Genomic DNA, 16,166 nt, shown 5'->3' with positions numbered 1-16,166 from the left:
GTGTTCCTCAAGGTCTCGCGAGAGCCGGCGGGTAGACGTGGGCGGAGAGCGGTGCGATAAGCTGCCCCGATGGACCGCGTAGTCGCGGGGGAGGGACCATGTATCAGCGGGATTACCGCGACATTGTCGGCGGAGCACTGCTCATCATCGCCGGCGGACTGATCGCCTGGCACGCGCTGTCCACGTTGGACTTCGGTACCGTTCGACGCATGGGGCCCGGAATGTTTCCGACCTCGGTCGGTGTCGTGCTCGCGGGCTTCGGCCTGGCCATCATGATTCCCGCGTTCCTGAGACCCGGAACGCTGGACAAGATCGAATGGCGCTCCACGATCGCCGTTCTGGCGGGCGTCGCCATCTTCGCCATGGCGGTCCGCCCGTTCGGCCTCGTGCCGGCGATCGTCGCGCTCATCTTCGTCTCCAGCCTCGCCGAGCGCACGTTCCGTCCGCTGTCCCTGGCGGTCATGTCCGTCGTCCTGTCGCTGGCGGCCTGGGGCATCTTCTCCAAGGGTCTCGGCCTACCCCTCGTCATGTGGAGGTCGCCCTTCTGATGGACGTCCTGAGCTCTCTCGGCGGCAACATCGCCATCGGCCTCGAAACGGCGCTGTCCGGTTCGAACCTCTTCTACTGCTTCATCGGCGTGCTGCTCGGCACCATCATCGGCGTCATTCCCGGCATCGGCGCGATCGCCGCGATCTCGATGCTGTTCCCGATCACCTTCCACCTCGATCCGACCTCGGCGCTGATCATGCTCGCCGGCATCTGGTACGGCTCGACCTATGGCGGTTCGACGGCGGCGATCCTGCTGAACATTCCGGGCACGCCGTCCACCGCCGTCACGGCGCTCGACGGCAACCCCATGGCCAAGCAGGGGCGCGGCGGCACCGCTCTCCTGATGACCACGATCGCGTCCTTCGTCGGCGGCTCGATCGGCATCCTCCTGATGATGCTCTTCGCCCCGACGATCGCCTCCTACGCGCTGTCCTTCGGCTCGGCGGACTATTTCGCGCTGATGCTGCTGGGGCTGGTCGCGGCCTCCACCATTGCCGAGGGCTCGGCCCTCAAGGGTCTGGCGATGGTGGTGCTCGGCATCGCCTTCGGCACGGTCGGCATGGACATCTACACCGGCCAGGAGCGGTTCACGCTCGGCTATCTGGAGCTCTCCGACGGCATCAGCCTCGTGGCGCTGGCCATGGGCCTGTTCGGCATCGCCGAGATCATTTCCTCGATCGGCAACATCAAGACCGGGGACATCGACCCCAAGAGCGTGTCCTTCCGCGCCATGCGCCCGACGCGCGACGACATGCGCCGCTCGCCCTTTCCGATGCTGCGCGGTTCGGCGATCGGCTCGTTCTTCGGCACCCTGCCGGGGACCGGGCCATCGGTGGCCGCCTTCATGTCCTACGCCGTGGAAAAGCGGGTCGCCAAGGACCCCTCGCGCTTCGGCAAGGGCGCGGTCGAGGGGATCATGGGGCCCGAATCGGCGAACAACGCGGCCGACCAGACCTCCTTCATCCCGACCATGGCGCTCGGCATTCCGGGCAGCCCGACCATGGCGCTGATGCTCGGCGCCCTCATCATCCACGGCATCACGCCCGGGCCGCAGCTGATGACGCAGGAGGCGAGCCTCTTCTGGGGGCTGGTCATGAGCTTCTGGGTCGGCAACGTGCTGCTCGTGATCCTGAACGTGCCGCTGATCGGCCTGTGGGTCCGGCTGCTCCTGATCCCGTATCACATCCTCTATCCCGCCGTGCTGATGTTCATCTGCATCGGCGTGTTCACCGTGAACAACAGCGCCTTCGACGTCTGGCTCGTCGTCTTCTTCGGGGCGCTCGGCTATCTGATGCGCATCCTCGGCTTCCAGCCGGCGCCGCTCCTGCTCGGCTTCGTGCTCGGGCCGCTGATGGAGGAGCATTTCCGTCGCGCCATGCTGATCTCGCGAGGCAATCTGATGACGTTCTGGGAACGGCCGATTTCCGGGACGGTCCTCGCGCTGACGGTGCTCGTCCTGCTCTGGACGGCCTGGGGCGGCTATCGCGGATGGCGCCTGCGCAGGGCCAACGCTTCGCTGGCGCGCGCGAGCAGCGTCGCCGAATAGCGATCGGACCCTTTCGCCCTGTCGGGCGTCCCCTGAAACGAACGAAGCCGCCTTTCCTGTCCGGGAGAGGCGGCTTCTTTCGTTCGGTCGGTGGGTCGCCCGTCCGCGTCCGGCCCTCAGGCCGAAGCCAGCTCGCGAACCGCCGCTTCCATCCGGGCGAGATCCTCCGGGCGCGACAGTCGGTGGTCGCCGTCCGCCACGAGCGTCAGCGTCACGCCGTCGCCGGGAAGGTGGGAGACGAGTTCGAGGGCGTGGGTGTGCGGCACATCCGGGTCCGCCATGCCCTGAATGATCCGCACCGGGCAGCCGGTGACGATGAGGCCGTCCATGACCGCCGCACGCCCGCCGTCCTCGAGCAGGGCCTTGGTGTAGATCGTCGGCTCGTCCGAATACTCGGACGGGCGGGCGATGAACCCGTCCCGGTCGAGCGCCTGACATTCCGGGCCGGTCAGCGACGGCTCGACGAGACGGGCGGTGAAGTCCGGGGCAGGGGCGAGAAGAAGCAGTCCCGCCAGCCGCCCCGGATCTTTGGCCCAGTGCCTGGCGAGGCGAAGCGCGATCCAGGCGCCCATGGAGGAGCCGACGAGGATCAGCGGTCCGCTCGTGCGCGCCTCGACGATGGCCGCGGCCTCGTCGGTCCAGCGGGATATGGTTCCGTCCTCGAAGCGACCGTCCGACTCGCCATGGCCGGAATAGTCGAACCGCAGATAGGCCAGGCCTTCGCGGGCGGCGAAGTCGCCCAGGTGCTCGGCCTTGGTGCCGCGCATGTCGGAGCGGTAGCCGCCCAGCCAGACGATGGTCGGCCCGCTTCCCTCCTGCTGGAGGAAGGCGAGTCTCGGCCCGGCCTGAGGCGCGTGGAACGACGGGGGCGGTCTGTGAGAATCCACTAGGCTCGTGCCTCCTCGGCTCGGTTCGGCCCCCGATATGCACCACGGGCGACGCGCGATCGCCCCAGGAGCGTCAAAAATGCGTGGGTTCCGTCGTGAATTGGATCGCCTCCCATGCTATATGCATTGTATTCGCTGCATGGACGGCGGCCGTTTTCCGGCGCCGCCCCACCGAACTAGTATCGTCAACGGCAGGAGACAACGACCATTCGCAGACCTTTTCGTGCGCCGCCGGCCCAGAAGGAAGGGCCCCGCTCAAACCGTGAAATTCGCGTCCCGCTCGTCCAGCTCATCGACGCCGATGGGCAGAACCGCGGCCCGACGCCGACCGCCGAAGCCATGGCGATGGCGGAGGAGGCGGGCCTCGATCTCGTGGAGATCGTGCCGACCGCCAATCCGCCCGTGTGCAAGATCCTCGATCTCGGCAAGCTGAAATACGAGGGGCAGAAGAAGGCCGCCGAAGCGCGCCGGCGGACCAAGACCATCGAGGTCAAAGAGATCAAGATGCGTCCGAACATCGACGATCACGACTACGAGACGAAGATGAAGGCCGTGCGCCGCTTCTTCGAGGAAGGCGACAAGGTCAAGGTGACCCTGCGCTTCCGTGGTCGCGAGATGGCGCACCAGGAGCTCGGCATGCAGCTTCTCTCGCGCGTGCGCGAGGAGACGGCCGAGATTTCCAAGGTCGAGGCCGAGCCGAAGCTCGAAGGGCGCCAGATGATGATGGTGCTTGCACCGAAGGGCTGACCCGATGCTGCGGCGCGCCTTCAGGGCGCGCCCCGCTTCGGCCGGGTGCGGGGATCCACCCGCTGCCGCGAGTTCGACGGACGGCTTCGGTGCTCGGCTCCGCTTGCCCCGCCGTCGCGTTTGAGCTAGAGCACCAACCGTCAACGAGAGCCGGCCGGCAGGGCATGCCGTGGCGGCTCATAACGCTGTCGACCCACCATCGAACGTTTCGTTCGGATTTCGGCCCGCCTTTCGCGGGGCGGACGGAAGGTCGAGGCTCCTCATCCTAGGAGAGCGAAATGCCCAAGATGAAGACCAAGGCGGCCGCCAAGAAGCGGTTCCGCATGACCGCGACCGGAAAGGTCAAGGCGGGTGCCGCCGGCAAGCGCCACGGCATGATCAAGCGTTCCAACGACTTCATCCGCAACGCCCGGGGGACGATGATCCTCTCCGAGCCCGATACGCGGATCGTCAAGATCTACATGCCCTACAACCGCTAAGCGCGGACCGGGTACTCAAGAGATTTCAAGGAGCTAGATCATGGCACGCGTCAAGCGGGGCGTTACGTCCCACGCCAAGCACAAGAAGGTCCTGAAGGCCGCCAAGGGCTTTTACGGCCGTCGCAAGAACACGATCCGCGCCGCCAAGGCTGCGGTCGACCGGTCCAAGCAGTACGCCACGCGCGACCGCCGCAACAAGAAGCGCAACTTCCGCGCTCTCTGGGTGCAGCGCATCAACGCGGCGGTGCGCGAGCACGGCCTGACCTACGCCCGCTTCATCGACGGTCTGAACAAGGCCGGCATCGAGGTGGACCGCAAGGTTCTGTCCGACATCGCCATCCACGAGCCGGAGGCCTTCGCGGCGCTGGTCGAGCAGGCGAAGAACGCCCTGTCCTACATCAAGGACGGCCAGTTCCCGGGCGCCTACGAGCGCGCGGTCGGAGAGAAGAAGGCCGCCTGAGCCTTCCATCCCGTCGAGTTCGAAAGCCCGCCCGGCCAGACGGCCCGGCGGGCTTTTGCGTTCCGTGGACCTACTGTGCGGATGTCAGCCCGCGGGGACGGGAGCCTCGACCTCGGCGCTTTGGCGCTTATCTCCCGCGGCGGCAGGCGCAGAAGAGCATCGCACGTGCAGACCCAACAGCCCGAACCCGCCCAGGAAAGCCCGGAGGCCTCGCCGCCGCGCGAAAGTGACGAGGCGAGCCGAAGCCTCGCCCGCTACAAGGCTCTGTTCGATTCGCTCGACGAGGGCTTCTGCATCATCGAGTTCGTCGACGGCCCGGACGGTCCGCTCAGCGACTACGTGCATATCGAGGCCAATGCCGGCTACGCCCGCCACACCGGGATTCCCGACATCGTCGGCAAGACCGTCTACGACGTTGCGCCGATCGACGCGCGGTCGTGGGTCGAGCTCTACGGGCAGGTGCTCTCGACGGGGGAGCCTCTGCGTTTCGAGCGGGAGTTCCGCGAGGTCGGACGGCATATCGAGGTCTCTGCGACCCGGCTGGAGCCGGCGCACCTGAATCAGGTCTCCGTGCTCTTCCGCGACATCACCGCGCGCAAGGTCGCCGAGGTGGCGTTGCGCGGGAGCGAGGCGGTGGCGCGCGAGAACGCGCAGCGGGTCCAACTCGCTCTGGCCGCCGGCGCCATCATCGGAACCTGGATCTGGGACCTTCCGAACGACCGCTTCACCGTGGACGAGCCTTTCGCGCTCGCCTTCGGTCTCGACCCGAAGCGCGGGCGCACGGGGTTGAGCCTGGATCAGGTGATCGAGACGGTCCATCCGGAGGACCGGGACGGGCTGATGGCGGCGATCGAGGAGGCGGTCGCCCGCGGCGGCCCCTACGCTCACCAGTACCGGACGCGCCGCGCCGACGGGAAATACTACTGGCTGGAGGCCAACGGCCGCGTCGAGCACGGGCCCGACGGAACGCCGCTCACCTTTCCCGGCGTCCTCATCGATGTCGAGGAGCGGCGGGCCGTCGAAGCCGAGCGCCGCCGCGTCACGAAGATGCTGAAGGAGCTCAACGAGACGCTGGAACAGCGCGTCGCCGAGCAGACGGCCGAGCTGATGGCGGCCGAGGAGGCGCTGCGCCAGTCGCAGAAGATGGAAGCGGTGGGCCAGCTCACCGGCGGCCTCGCGCACGACTTCAACAACCTGCTCGCCGGCATCTCCGGCTCGCTCGACATGATGCAGGCGCGCATCCTCCAGGGGCGGATCGGCGAGCTCGACCGGTACATGATCGGGGCGCAAGGGGCGGTGAAGCGCGCCGCGGCGCTCACCCATCGCCTCCTCGCCTTCTCGCGGCGGCAGACTCTCGCGCCCAAGCCCACGGACGTGAACCGTCTGGTCGCGGGCATGGAGGAGCTGATCCAGCGCACCGTCGGTCCGCAGATCACCGTCGAATCGGTGGCCAAGGGTGGCCTCTGGGCGACGCTGGTCGATCCCAACCAGCTGGAGAACGCCCTTCTCAATCTGTGCATCAACGCGCGTGATGCGATGCCGGACGGCGGCAAGATCACGATCGAGACCGCCAATCGCTGGCTCGACGAGCGCGCGGCGAAGGAGCGTGACCTTCCGCCCGGCCAGTACGTCTCGATGTGCGTGTCGGATACCGGAACGGGCATGTCGGCCGACATCATCGAGAAGGCCTTCGATCCCTTCTTCACCACCAAGCCCATCGGCCTCGGAACCGGTCTCGGCCTGTCGATGATCTACGGCTTCGCGCGCCAGAGCGGCGGGCAGGTCCGCATCTATTCGGAGGTCGGTGCGGGCACGATGGTCTGCGTTTACCTGCCGCGCCACCATGCCTCGATGGAGCCCGAACCGCTGCCGGAGACGCCGCCCGTTCCGCCGCGCTCGTCCGACAAGACCATTCTCGTGGTGGACGACGAGCCGCTGGTGCGCATGCTCGTGGTCGATGCGGTCGAAGAACTCGGCTTCGTGGCGCTGGAGGCTGGGGACGGACCGGAGGCGCTGAAGATCCTGCGGTCGGACGCGGTGATCGATCTCCTGGTGACCGATGTCGGGCTTCCGAACGGCATGAACGGCCGCCAGGTGGCGGATGCGGCCCGCGAGCTCAGGGACGGGCTCAAGGTTCTGTTCGTCACGGGCTTTGCGGAGAATGCGGTCCTCAGCCACGGCCATCTGGAGCCGGGCATGCAGGTCGTCACCAAGCCCTTCGAGATGTCGGCGCTGTCCGAGCGCATCCGCACGATGGCGGCGGACTGAAGCCGGCGCGGCGGAACGCTTTGCCTCCCGGCCCCAATGTTCTAGAAGCCGGGGACTTTCCGGCCATGGCCGGGCGGACAGACAGGACTTGAGACCTTGCGCGACCTGACAGCTCTCGAAGAGACCACGCTCCGCGACATCGAGGCGGCCGGCGACGAAGCGGCCCTCGAGGCCGTGCGTCTCTCGGCCCTCGGCAAGAAGGGCGAAATCTCGGAGGCCCTGAAGGGGCTCGGCAAGATGAGCCCGGAGGAGCGCCGCGAGGCGGGGCCGGCGCTGAACGGCCTGCGCGACCGGGTGCAGGCGGCGCTGACGCGGAAGCGGGAGGCGCTCGCCGACGCGGCGATGGACGCGCGCCTTGCCGCCGAGCGCGTGGACGTCTCGCTCCCGGTGCGACCCTCGCCGCTCTCTCGCGGGCGCATCCACCCGATCAGTCAGGTGATCGACGAGATCACGGCCATCTTCGCCGACATGGGCTTCTCGGTCGCCGAAGGTCCGGACATCGAGACCGACCGCTACAATTTCACCGCGCTGAACTTCCCCGAAGGGCATCCGGCGCGCGAGATGCACGACACCTTCTTCCTGAAGGGGCGCGAGGGCGAGGAGCCCAGGCTCCTGCGCACGCACACCTCGCCCGTGCAGATCCGCACGATGGAGCGCCAGGCGCCGCCGATCCGCATCGTCATTCCCGGCAAGACCTATCGCCAGGATTCCGACGCCACCCACACGCCGATGTTCCATCAGGTCGAAGGCCTCGTCATCGACCGGACCGCGAACGTCGCCAACATGAAGTGGGTGCTGACGGAGTTCTGCAAGGCGTTCTTCGAGGTCCCGAGCCTGAACATGCGGTTCCGGCCGTCCTTCTTTCCCTTCACCGAGCCTTCGATGGAGGTGGACATCCAGTGCGACCGCTCCGGCTCCGAGGTGCGCTTCGGGGAGGGGACCGACTGGATGGAGATTCTCGGCTGCGGGATGGTCCATCCGAACGTCCTTCGCGGCGTCGGGCTCGATCCGGACGAGGTGCAGGGCTTCGCCTGGGGCATGGGCATCGACCGCATCGCCATGCTGAAATACGGCATGCCGGACCTTCGCGCCTTCTTCGACGCGGATGTGCGGTGGAACGAGCATTACGGGTTCCGGCCGCTCGACATGCCGACGCTCTTCGCCGGCCTGAGCAACTGATCGAGCCGGCGAGGGGCCGACAGCGCGGGCGTGTCGCGCCCATATCGGCATCAGGACCCCGGTGTTCGCGACAGATCGCGAGAAGGAGCATGCGATGACGGCCAAGATGGTGTTCGTCGAGACGGTGGCGGTCCTCGCCGGCGCGGTGATCGGCACGCTCGTCGCGGGCTTCTGCATCTGGCTCTTCGCGGGCGTGCCGTTCATGACGGCGATGTTCTCGCCCGCCGACTACGTCTTGGCGCTGGTGACCGTCATCCTCTTCGCCGTCCTTTACGCCAAGCTCGACGCGACGCCGGCGGTGCTCTCCTCGCTCGCCGTCGGCGTTCTCCTGCCGACGGTCGTCGATCGCTTCGCCTTCGGCTCCCCTCTGAGCCTCACCTCGCTCGTCATCGCCAACCTCGTCTTCGCGGTCGTCGCTCTCTCGACCTACCGCTTCGTCCACGCCAACGGCGCGGTGCGCGACGCCGCCCGGCGCGCCGCCGACCGCTAGACCGTCCAAGATATTTCGAAAGTCGTCTTCCGATGAAGTTCACCCTGTCCTGGCTGAAGGATCACCTCGACACGACCGCGACCCTCGACGAGATCACCGAGGCGCTGACGGCGATCGGGCTCGAGGTCGAGAGCGTCGACGACAAGGCGGCGATGCGGCCCTTCACCATCGCGCGCGTCCTGACGGCCGAGCAGCATCCCGACGCCGACCGCCTGCGGGTCCTGTCGGTCGATGCCGGTCCGAACGTCAACGGCGGCAAGCCGCTGCAGGTGGTCTGCGGTGCGCCGAACGCGCGGGCCGGCCTCGTCGGCGTTCTCGGCCTGCCGGGGACCTACGTTCCGGGCATCGACACGACGCTCGGCGTCGGCAAGATCCGGGGCGTGGAGAGCCACGGCATGATGTGCTCCCAGCGCGAGCTGGAATTGTCCGACGAGCATGATGGCATCATCGACCTGCCGGAGGACGCACCGGTCGGCACGGCCTTCGCCGACTATGCCGGGCTGGCCGATCCGCTGATCGAGATCAATCTGACTCCGAACCGGCCGGATGCGACGAGCATCCACGGCATCGCGCGCGATCTGGCGGCTGCGGGCCTCGGCACGCTGAAGGACGGCACGATCGAGCCGGTCCCCGGCAGCGGCGCCTGTCCGGTCGAGGTGAAGGTCGAGAGCGCGACCTGCCTCGGCTTCGCGCTGCGGCGCGTGTCGGGCGTCAGGAACGGCCCCTCGCCGGAGTGGATGCAGAAGCGCCTTCGCTCGATCGGCCTGCGCCCGATCAACGCGCTCGTCGACATCACCAACTATCTGACCTTCGACCGGGGCCGTCCGCTGCATGTCTTCGACGCCGCCAAGGTCTCCGGCGATCTCGTCGTGCGGCAGGCGCGCGAGGGCGAGGCGCTTCTCGGCCTCGACGGCAAGACGCATGCGCTGCACGCGGGCGTCTGCGTGATCGCCGACGACAAGGGCGTGGAATCGATCGGCGGCATTCTGGGTGGGGAGCATTCGGGCTGCGACGAGGGCACGACGGACGTCCTGATCGAATCGGCGCTGTGGGAGCCGATCGACATCGCCCGTGCCGGTCGCTCGCTCGGCATCATCACCGATGCGCGCTACCGCTTCGAGCGCGGCGTCGATCCGGCTTTCATGGAAGACGGGCTGGAACTGGCGACGCGGCTCGTCCTCGACCTGTGCGGCGGCACGGCGAGCGAGGCCCGGATCGTCGCCCGGCGGGAGACGACGGAAACGCCGATCGAACTGCCCTTCTCGGAAGTCAAGCGCCTCACCGGCCTCGACGTTCCGGCGGAAAGGCAGGTTGAATTGCTCGCCCGCCTCGGCTTCGCGGTCGAGCGGACCGGCGAGCGCGCCTCCGTCGTCGCGCCCTCCTGGCGCCCCGACATCGAGGGCAAGGCCGATCTCGTCGAGGAGGTCATGCGCCTCGTCGGCGTCGATGCGATCGAGCCCAAGCCTCTGGAACGCGTCCAGTCCGTCGCGACGCCGATCCTGACGCTCGCCCAGAAGCGCGACAAGGCGGCCCGGCGCTCGCTCGCGGCGCGCGGAATGGTCGAGACGGTGACCTACTCCTTCGTCTCGAACGAGGCCGCCAGGCTCTTCGGCGGCGGCGACGAGAGCTTGAGCCTCAAGAACCCGATCGCGGCCGATCTGTCCGACATGCGCCCCTCGCTGCTGCCGAGCCTGATCCAGGCCTCGGCGCGCAACGCCGCGCGCGGCTATGGCGACACGGCGTTGTTCGAGGTCTCCCATGTCTACCGCTCGGCGGAACCGGACGGGCAGAAGCGCGTGGCCGCCGGTCTCCGTCGTGGAACGGCGGGTCTGGCGGGCGCCGGGCGCGACTGGAAGAGCTCGGCCGAGCCCGTCGGCGTGTTCGATGCCAAGGCAGACGCGATCGCCGTGCTGGAGGCGCTCGGCGTTCCGACCGAACGCCTGCAGGTCGAGGCTCCCGCCAGCGCCTGGTACCATCCCGGCCGCTCGGGTCGCATCAAGCTCGGGCCGAAGACGGTCCTGGCCGAGTTCGGCGAACTGCACCCCAAGACCGTGAAGGCGCTCGGCGCCAGCGGCGCGCTTGCGGGCTTCGAGGTGCATCTCGACGAATGCCCGGAGCCCAAGCGCAAGCCGACCCGGACCAAGCCGGTGCTGACGCTCTCGCCCTTCCAGCCGGTGAAGCGCGACTTCGCCTTCGTGGTGGATTCGGGCACCGAGGCGCTGAAGATCGTGCGCGCGGCCGAAGGCGCCGACCGCAAGCTCGTGGGCGAGGTCCGCATCTTCGACATCTTCGAGGGCGCATCGCTCGGCGAGAACGCCAAGTCCGTCGCGATCGAGGTGACCCTGAACCCGTCCGACAAGACGCTGACGGATGCCGAGATCGAGGCCGTTTGCGCCAAGATCGTCGCCGCCGTCGCCAAGGCGACCGGCGGAACGCTGCGGAGCTAGGACCACCATGCTGCGCTGGGGCATCCTCTCGACGGCGAAGATCGCGCGCACGCATCTCGTGCCGGCGATCCTGGCCGCCGAGGGCTCGGTGCTCTCCGCGATCGCCAGCCGGGACGCGACGCGGGCCCGGGCGCTCGCCGATCATTGCGGCGCGCCGCTCGCCTTCGGTTCCTACGACGAGCTGCTGGCGAGCGACGCGGTCGATGCTGTCTACGTTCCACTGCCGACGGCACAGCATGTCGAACGGACGCTGAAGGCGATCCGGGCCGGCAAGCACGTTCTCGTCGAGAAGCCGCTCGCGCTCCGAGCCTCCGACATTGAGCCGCTGGTCGCCGCGCGCGACGAGACGGGTCTGGTCGTGTCCGAGGCCTTCATGGTCAAGCACCATCCGCAATGGGCGCAGGTCCGCGACTGGATCGAGGCCGGGCGGATCGGACGGCTCCTGCACGTCCAGGGGGCCTTCTCCTACTTCAACGACGATCCGGCCAACATGCGCAACGTCGTCGAGCTGGGCGGCGGCGCGCTGCCGGACATCGGAGTCTACCCGATCGTCGTGACGCGTCTGGTGACGGGCGCCGAGCCCGTCTCCGCCTTCGGCCGCGTCGAACGCGATCCGCGCTTCGGCACGGACCGCTTCGCGGACTGCACGGTGGCGTTCGAGAATTTCCGACTGTCCTTCTATGTCGGCACGCAGGCGGCGGCCCGGCAGTCCATGGTGTTCCATGGAACGGACGGCTTCATTGAGGTCGAGGCACCCTTCAACGCCGGCATCTACGGTGACACGCGCGTCGTGCTCCACGACCAGGGGCATGTGGAGAGCGAGGTCCGGCGCTTCCCGGCGGTGAACCAGTATCGCGAGCAGGTCGAGGCCTTCTCGCGCCGGGTCGCGGGGGAGGACGTTCCGCTCTTCGCTCTGGAGGAGTCGATCCTCAACCAGCGGGTCATCGACGCGATCTTCCGGTCCGAGACGAGCGGGCGACACGAAAGCGTGTGACGCGCCGCCGTCAAAAGGACGGCAAGCCCCTGTTCTCTCCCGCAAGGCTCGGGTCAACGGGTCGTGCGATCCTTTCGGGGACGAGGAGAGGCTGCATGCGCATTCGCTCAGTGACGATCATCCTGACAGCCTGCGCGGCCTTGTTCACCGGCGGGCCGGCCGAGGCTCAGGTCGCGCGCGAGGTCTTCGGGGCGCTGTCCGGGCCGGCGGGCCAGCGCACCGACGCCGTCGGCAACTACAATCGCGGCTGCCTGATGGGCGGAGTGGAAATGCCGCCGGACGGGCCGCACTGGCAGGACGTGCGGCGAAACCGCAACAAGTCCTACGGGCATCCCGCGACGATCGACTTCCTGAAGCGCTTTTCCGAGATCGTGGCCGCCAACGACAATTGGCGCGGCATTCTCATCGGCGACATCTCGCAGCCGCGCGGCGGACCGGCCGTCGGCCATTCCTCGCACCAGATAGGGCTCGACGCCGACATCTACCTGACGGAGATGCCGCCGCAGCGACTGAACGAGGTGCAGCGCGAGGAGATGGACATGCCGTCCGTGCTGCGCCCGGGAACGCTGACGGTCGACGATACAAGGTGGCGGCCGGAGCATCTGCGCCTGATCCGCCGAGCCGCGCTCCAGCCGGAGGTGGAGCGCATCTTCGTCCATCCGGGCATCAAGAAGAAGATCTGCGAGACGGCGGGCGGGGACCGTTCCTGGCTGCGCAAGGTGCGGCCCGCCTACGGCCACGACTATCACTTCCATATCCGCCTCGCTTGCCCGGCGGCCACGGCCTGCGAGAAGCAGGACCCGGTTCCGCAGGCGGAAGGGTGCGACGCCAGCCTGCAATGGTGGTTCGATGTCGCGCTGCAGCCCCCTCCGCCGGACGCGCCGCCCTACAAGCCTCGCCCGCCCATGCAGCTCTCGGCGCTGCCGAACGCCTGCATCTCGCTCGTGCGTGCGCCGGCCGGTCCGGTGCCGAGTTTCTCGCAGGCGAGCGCCGCAAGCATGGCCGTGCCCGAACTCCCGTCGAGCGTGCCGGTGCCGAGCCCGCGGCCGGGGGGCTGACCCGGTTGGCGCGCGACGGCCGCACCCTATGAGATGAAGGAGCCGCTTGGCCTTCGCCGCCCCTCGCGTTATGCCCGTGACGACCCGACGCGAGAGCGCCTTCATGACCCACAGCCCCGACGCCCTGCGCTTCCCCGCCCTTCTCGGCGATATCGGCGGCACCAACGCCCGCTTCTCCATCCTCGTCGATGCGTCGTCCGAGCCGCAGACCTTCCCGATCGTCCAGACGGCGAGTTTCAAGAACATCGACGATGCGATCCGGCAGGCCGTCCTCGACCAGACGAGCATCCGTCCGCGCTCGGTCCTTCTCGCCGTCGCAGGCCCCGTGGAAGGCTCCGAGATCGCGCTGACCAATTGCGATTGGGTGGTGCGGCCGGAGGTCCTCATCGCCGAACTCGGCTTCGAGGAGGTCGTCGTCCTCAACGACTTCGAGGCCCAGGCGCTCGCCGTCGCGGGGCTCGGCGAGGACGGCCGCGTGCAGATCGGCTCCGGCACCGCGACCGAGGGAGCGAGCCGCGTCGTCGTCGGTCCGGGTACCGGGCTCGGCGTCGCGGGCCTCGTGCGGGCGCGGAACATGTGGATTCCCGTCGCGGGGGAGGGCGGGCATGTCGATCTCGGCCCGCGCACCCCGCGCGATCATGCGATCTGGCCGCATCTGGCCGCGATCGAGGGGCGGATCTCCGCCGAGCAGATCCTGTGCGGACGTGGGCTGGTGAACCTCCATCGCGCGATCTGCGCCGCCGACGGCCGAACGCCGGACCATTCGAGCCCCGCCTCCATCACCGAAAGCGCGATCACCGGGGGCGATCCGGCGAGCGCGGAGGCTGTGGACCTCTTCTCGACCTATCTCGGTCGCCTCGCCGGCGATCTCGCGCTGATCTTCATGGCCAAGGGCGGCGTCTTCATCGCAGGCGGCATCTTCGCCCGCCTCATGCCGGTGCTGAAGCGCGAGGCGTTCCGCAGCGCCTTCGAGGACAAGGCACCGCACTCGGCCCTGATCGGGCACATTCCTCTCTACGTCGTCACGCAGCCGCTGGCTGCGCTGGCAGGGCTCGCGGCCTATGCCAGCCACCCGGCCGGGTTCGGCGTGGAGACGAAAGGGCGACACTGGTCGGTCTGAAACGGCACCCGGCGGTAGGCACGGGGGACGTCTGCCTTTATAGAACCGCGATCGTCCGGCACCCGAGCATTCCAGCTCGACGGGAAGGGCCGTGCAGCGAAACGGAACGCAAACGCCCGCGGAAGACCCATTGTCCGTCAAGCCAGCCCTCTCCCTGAAGAAGGAACAGGACCGCAGCCGTGCCTTCGCGCTGTTGAAGCGGATTCTCGCCGAGAACGGGCACGAACACCGCGCCAACTACGCGATCGCCGTCGCCTGCATGGTGCTCGTCGCCGCGACCACGGCCTTCCTCGCCTGGATCATGCGCGACGTCATCGACGAGATCTTCGTCGCAGGCGACATCACCTTCGTCGTCACCCTGCCCATCGTCGTCTTCCTGACCTTCGCGATCCGGGGCGTGGCGACCTACGGGCAGGGCGTGATCCTGGCGCGCATCGGCAACGACATCGTGGCGCGCTACCAGCGCCGGCTCTTCGCCCATCTGACCGAGCTTTCGGTCGACTTCTTCGGCGAGACGCGCTCCGCCCAGCTGGCCGCGCGCATCAACCAGAACGTCACGGGCGTGCGCGACACGCTGAACCTGACGATCACCTCGATCGCCCGCGACGCGCTGACATTGGTCTTCCTCGTCGGCGTCATGGTCTGGCTCGATCCGCTCCTGTCGGCGATCGCGCTTCTGGCCGGCCCGCCCGTCGGGATCATGATCGCCAAGCTCGCCCAGAAGCTGCGCAAGGCGACGCGCCAGTCGGTGGAGCTGAACGCCCGCGTCCTCGGCGCCATGCAGGAGGCTTCGCAGGGCATCCAGGTGGTGAAGGCCTTCACCATGGAGCAGCCGCTGCGCGAGCGCATCGAGACGCTGATCGAGGGCGCCCGCGAGCGTTCGGACCGCATCGCGATCATCACGGAGCGGTCCGGCCCCGTGACGGAGACGATCGCGGGCATCGCCATCGCCGGCGTCATCGCCTGGTCGGGCTATCGCGCGATCGTCGAGGGGCATTCGCCGGGCGCCATGTTCGCCTTCATCACGGCGCTGCTGCTGGCCTACGATCCGGCCCGGCGCCTCGCGCGGCTGCAGGTGCAGCTCGAGCGCGCGCTCGTCAACGCGCGCATGATCTACGAGATCCTGGACATGCCGCCCCGGCAGGCCGACGCGCCCGGCGCTGCGCCCTTGCGGGTCGAGAAGGGCGAGGTCGTCTTCGAGAACGTCACCTTCGGCTATCACAGCGTCGATCCGGTTCTCGCGAACGTCTCCTTCGTCGCGCCCGCCGGGCGCACGACAGCGCTCGTCGGCGCGTCCGGCGGCGGCAAGTCGACCATCATCACGCTGATCGAGCGCTTCTACGATCTCGATTCCGGCCGCATCCTCATCGACGGGCAGGACATCGCGACCGTCACCAAGGCGTCGCTGCGCCGGCAGATCGCCTATGTGCCGCAGTCGCCGACGCTCTTCGAAGGGACCATCCGCGACAACATCCGCTACGGCCGGCCCGAGGCGAGCGACGAGGAGGTGGAGGAGGCCGCGCGGCAGGCGCAGGCCGAGGAGTTCATCCTCGCCCAGCCGCTCGGCTACGAGACGCCCGTGGGCGAGGCCGGAGCGACCCTGTCCGGCGGGCAGCGCCAGCGACTTTCCATCGCCCGAGCCCTCCTTCGCGACGCGCCGATCCTGCTTCTCGACGAGGCGACGTCCGCGCTCGACACCAAGTCCGAGACCCTCGTTCAGGCGGCGCTGGAGCGTGTGATGAAAGGGCGGACCGTCATCGTCGTCGCCCACCGCCTGTCGACCATCGTCGATGCCGACCAGATCCTCGTCGTCGAACGGGGCCGGATCGCGGAAGCGGGCACGCACGACGAACTGGCCGACCGGCCCGGCGGGCTCTACGCGCATTTCCACGCCCTGCAGGGCAAGGCGCGGGGCAGGGCCGGCGCGGCCGCCGCCGAATGA

At 68.3% G+C, this 16,166-nt stretch carries 14 protein-coding genes; 13 read left to right on the top strand and 1 reads right to left on the bottom strand.

Features of this window, described 5'->3' with window-relative positions; genetic code table 11:
* Nucleotides 1-98 precede the first annotated feature (98 nt).
* Both AC6R2M_RS12070 and AC6R2M_RS12065 read left to right on the top strand, forming a co-directional pair.
* A complete protein-coding gene (locus AC6R2M_RS12070) occupies nt 99-548 on the top strand; it encodes a tripartite tricarboxylate transporter TctB family protein (protein WP_500482455.1) in 450 nt (149 codons plus the stop codon).
* Complete coding sequence (locus AC6R2M_RS12065; RefSeq protein ID WP_500482453.1) at nt 548-2,095, top strand: tripartite tricarboxylate transporter permease; 1,548 nt, start codon at nt 548-550, stop codon at nt 2,093-2,095. Before AC6R2M_RS12070 ends, AC6R2M_RS12065 begins: the two co-directional genes overlap by 1 nt.
* A gap of 116 nt (nt 2,096-2,211) precedes the next feature.
* Here AC6R2M_RS12065 and AC6R2M_RS12060 read toward each other — a convergent pair whose 3' ends face one another.
* Nucleotides 2,212-2,982, bottom strand: coding sequence for an alpha/beta hydrolase (locus tag AC6R2M_RS12060; RefSeq protein WP_500482451.1), 771 nt, complete (start codon nt 2,980-2,982; stop codon nt 2,212-2,214).
* A gap of 207 nt (nt 2,983-3,189) precedes the next feature.
* Here AC6R2M_RS12060 and infC point away from each other — a divergent pair, with 207 nt between their 5' ends.
* The 11 genes from infC (at nt 3,190) to AC6R2M_RS12005 (ending at nt 16,166) form a co-directional block, all read left to right on the top strand.
* On the top strand, nt 3,190-3,729 hold the full coding sequence (gene infC, locus AC6R2M_RS12055; protein WP_500487578.1) for a translation initiation factor IF-3: 540 nt from the start codon (nt 3,190-3,192) through the stop codon (nt 3,727-3,729).
* A 278-nt stretch (nt 3,730-4,007) separates the two neighbouring features.
* On the top strand, nt 4,008-4,208 hold the full coding sequence (gene rpmI, locus AC6R2M_RS12050) for a 50S ribosomal protein L35 (RefSeq protein WP_500482449.1): 201 nt from the start codon (nt 4,008-4,010) through the stop codon (nt 4,206-4,208).
* 40 nt (nt 4,209-4,248) lie between these two features.
* Nucleotides 4,249-4,668 (top strand): 50S ribosomal protein L20, encoded by a 420-nt coding sequence (rplT, locus tag AC6R2M_RS12045; protein WP_500482447.1) that lies wholly within the window; start codon nt 4,249-4,251, stop codon nt 4,666-4,668.
* A 165-nt stretch (nt 4,669-4,833) separates the two neighbouring features.
* Nucleotides 4,834-6,936, top strand: a complete 2,103-nt coding sequence (locus tag AC6R2M_RS12040; RefSeq protein ID WP_500482445.1) for an ATP-binding protein — start codon at nt 4,834-4,836, stop codon at nt 6,934-6,936.
* 96 nt (nt 6,937-7,032) lie between these two features.
* Nucleotides 7,033-8,115 (top strand): phenylalanine--tRNA ligase subunit alpha, encoded by a 1,083-nt coding sequence (gene pheS, locus AC6R2M_RS12035; RefSeq protein WP_500482443.1) that lies wholly within the window; start codon nt 7,033-7,035, stop codon nt 8,113-8,115.
* Between the two features lie 94 nt (nt 8,116-8,209).
* Nucleotides 8,210-8,605, top strand: a complete 396-nt coding sequence (locus AC6R2M_RS12030) for a hypothetical protein (protein WP_500482441.1) — start codon at nt 8,210-8,212, stop codon at nt 8,603-8,605.
* Nucleotides 8,606-8,637: 32 nt separating this feature from the next.
* Complete coding sequence (pheT, locus tag AC6R2M_RS12025) at nt 8,638-11,052, top strand: phenylalanine--tRNA ligase subunit beta (RefSeq protein WP_500482439.1); 2,415 nt, start codon at nt 8,638-8,640, stop codon at nt 11,050-11,052.
* Nucleotides 11,053-11,059: 7 nt separating this feature from the next.
* On the top strand, nt 11,060-12,046 hold the full coding sequence (locus tag AC6R2M_RS12020) for a Gfo/Idh/MocA family protein (RefSeq protein ID WP_500482437.1): 987 nt from the start codon (nt 11,060-11,062) through the stop codon (nt 12,044-12,046).
* A gap of 95 nt (nt 12,047-12,141) precedes the next feature.
* A complete protein-coding gene (gene mepA, locus AC6R2M_RS12015; protein WP_500482435.1) occupies nt 12,142-13,104 on the top strand; it encodes a penicillin-insensitive murein endopeptidase in 963 nt (320 codons plus the stop codon).
* 103 nt (nt 13,105-13,207) lie between these two features.
* Nucleotides 13,208-14,224, top strand: coding sequence for a glucokinase (locus AC6R2M_RS12010; RefSeq protein WP_500482433.1), 1,017 nt, complete (start codon nt 13,208-13,210; stop codon nt 14,222-14,224).
* A 130-nt stretch (nt 14,225-14,354) separates the two neighbouring features.
* The gene (locus AC6R2M_RS12005) at nt 14,355-16,166 is read left to right on the top strand and encodes an ABC transporter ATP-binding protein (protein ID WP_500482431.1); all 1,812 of its coding nucleotides are present in this window, start codon (nt 14,355-14,357) and stop codon (nt 16,164-16,166) included.

Source organism: Aureimonas sp. CAS, assembly GCF_059838215.1.
Note: the sequence above shows the minus strand (reverse complement) of the source record. Positions and strands in the feature narration are given on the sequence as shown.